Origin of the sequence: Streptomyces sp. (assembly GCF_031178505.1) — a bacterium.
GTDB classification, from domain to species: domain Bacteria; phylum Actinomycetota; class Actinomycetes; order Streptomycetales; family Streptomycetaceae; genus Streptomyces; species Streptomyces gulbargensis.
Genome location: NZ_JAPSIW010000920.1, coordinates 1 through 2,365 on the forward strand (window position 1 = coordinate 1; position 2,365 = coordinate 2,365).

2 pseudogenes are annotated in these 2,365 nt (G+C 74.2%); both read right to left on the reverse strand.

From position 1 onward, the window contains the following. Nucleotides 1-300, reverse strand: a pseudogene (locus tag RIF68_RS34480) (hypothetical protein); the annotation flags it as partial. A gap of 659 nt (nucleotides 301-959) precedes the next feature. After that, a pseudogene (locus tag RIF68_RS34485) lies at nucleotides 960-2,365 on the reverse strand (arginine decarboxylase); the annotation flags it as partial.

Genomic DNA, 2,365 nt, shown 5'->3' on the forward strand with positions numbered 1-2,365 from the left:
CGGACCGGCCTCCGGCACGGCCACGGCCGCCAGGGCGAGCCGGCTCTTGCCGACGCCGGCCGCGCCCGTCACGGTGACCAGCCGGTGCGCGGCCAGGGCCGCTCGGAGCGCCGCCGTCTCGGCCTCCCGTCCCACCAGGCCGGAGCTCGCGCCGGCCTGGTCCGTGGACCGGACGTCGTATCCGTGGCCCGCACGAGGCACGTTCGCCACACCCATGATCAGTTCGTCCTCCCGTTCGTGACGCCCGGGCGGCAGGAAACGATGCCCGAAGTCCGCAGGTCCCGGTTGCAGAACCGTCACTGCAGAACCGTCACTGCACCCCAACGTCTCCCCGGCGCGTGAAGTAGCGCCGACGACGCCCGCATCACTCGTCACGGTGAAAAGCGGGGCGTGGAGTGGCGCCGCCGGATGTTCGGCTGCCCGGCGCTCCGTCTCCGCCGGCAGCGCGGATCCTCCACGGCGCCGGGCGGGTCACCTTCGCTCCCGCGTCGCAGGCGCGGTGGATCGCCGGTGCGCGGAGCTGCCCCAGCCCCCCTGCCCCCTCGGCGCGCGCCGGTGACCACCACTGGGTGGGCGCGCTCAGCGGTGGTCACCGCGTGGAGGAACACCAACGCGCCGACGACGTGGAAGAACACCCGCAACGCGAGCCCCCCGGCCTTCCACGCGCGTGCGGCCCGTCCGTGGGCGGGAGGCGTGGCTCACGGCGTGTTCCGGGAACGCGTGCGAAGCGCGGGCCGTGCCCGGGCAGTCCCGGACGGCCGGCCTCACGGGAGACCGGCCGCAGGAGGCCGGACCGCCACCGGCGGACGAGAGGCGCCGCCCACCACGAGGGGCGTCGCGGATCGGGTCCCGCCGCCCTCGGCGACGTGCCCGCTCGCGTTGCGCGCCCTTCGGCGCCGCTCACACGCGAGCCCACGCCGTTCCCCGCTCCGCCGCCCCACCGCCGGTGCGCGGGCGGCTCAGGCGGTGGAACGGCGGACGCATTCGATCAGATAGTCACCGGACTCCGGGTCGACCGTCACCCCGTGGGCCTCGCTGTGGAAGCCGGGGAACTCCCGGTCGAACGCCTCCAGCGCCCCCAGGTACCGCAGCAGCGGACCGTCGGGGGTGCCGATCGACTCGCCGGGCATGAGGACCGGGATGCCGGGCGGAGTCACCGTCACCATCGCGGCGGCGACCCGGCCCGCCGCCTCCGCCAGACGCAGCCGCTCGGTGCCGCCCCGGATGAGCCGCTGGTAGCAGCGCTGGGGCGGCTCGACCGGCTCGGGAAGCCGCTGGAACGCGGCGTCCAGGGACGCGATCAGCTCCCCGCTCGCGAGATGCTCGTGCATGTCCTGGCAGAGCCCGCGCAGCGTCCCGCCGCCGTAGCGCACCGGGAACTGCTCCACCAGGCCCGGCAGCACCTCCTCCAGCGGGGCGTCGGCGTCGTACAGGGCCTTGAAGTCCATCAGGGCGTCCATGAGCGTGCCCCACTTGCCCTTGGTGATGCCCATGGAGAACAGGATCAGGGTGGTGTAGCTGTCGGTCTTCTCCACCACGATGCCGCGGTCCGCCAGGTACGCGGTGAGGATCCGCGCCGGAATGCCCCAGGGCGAGGTCCCCCCGGTCGCGTCGACCCCCGGGCAGGTCAGCGTCACCTTGATCGGGTCGAGCATGCAATAGCCCTCGGTGAGCCCCTCGAACCCGTGCCAGGCGGCCCCCGGCTCCAACTGCCAGCAGGACGGCTCGGAGCGCAGCAGCGCGGCGGGCGCGTCGGCGAAGGCGACCGGGGTGCCCGTGGCCGGATCGGTGACGGTGTCCGGCTGCCACACGCCGAAGAACCACTCCGGGCGGTCGCCCGCCTCGGCGATCCGGCGGCCGGTGCGGACGACGGCCTGCCGGAAGCGGATCGCCTCGGTCACCGCCTCGTCGATCAGCCACTCGCCCTGGGGGCCGTCCATCATGGCCGCCGCCACGTCGAGGGAGGCGATCGCCGGGTAGAGCGGGGACGTCGTCCCGTGCATCATGTACGCCTCGTTGAAGCGCTCGTGCTCGACGGGAGCCCGGGGCGACGACCGGACGTGCACCATCGCTCCCTGTGACAGCGCGGCCAGCAGCTTGTGGGTCGACTGGGTGGAGAAGACCGTGGGCCGCTCCGGGCCGGGGAGCGTGTCGGGACCGACCGCCATCCCGTACCGCCCGGCGTACAGCGGATGGAAGCGGGCGTACGCGAACCAGGCCTCGTCGAAGTGGAGGCGCGGCGTGCTCGGGGCGAAGGCGCGGGCCGCCGCCACCGTGTCGTAACACAGCCCGTCGTACGTCGAGTTGGTGACCACCGCGTACTGCGCCTCCGGCGCGACGGCGCCGGCCGCCAGGGGGTTCTCCG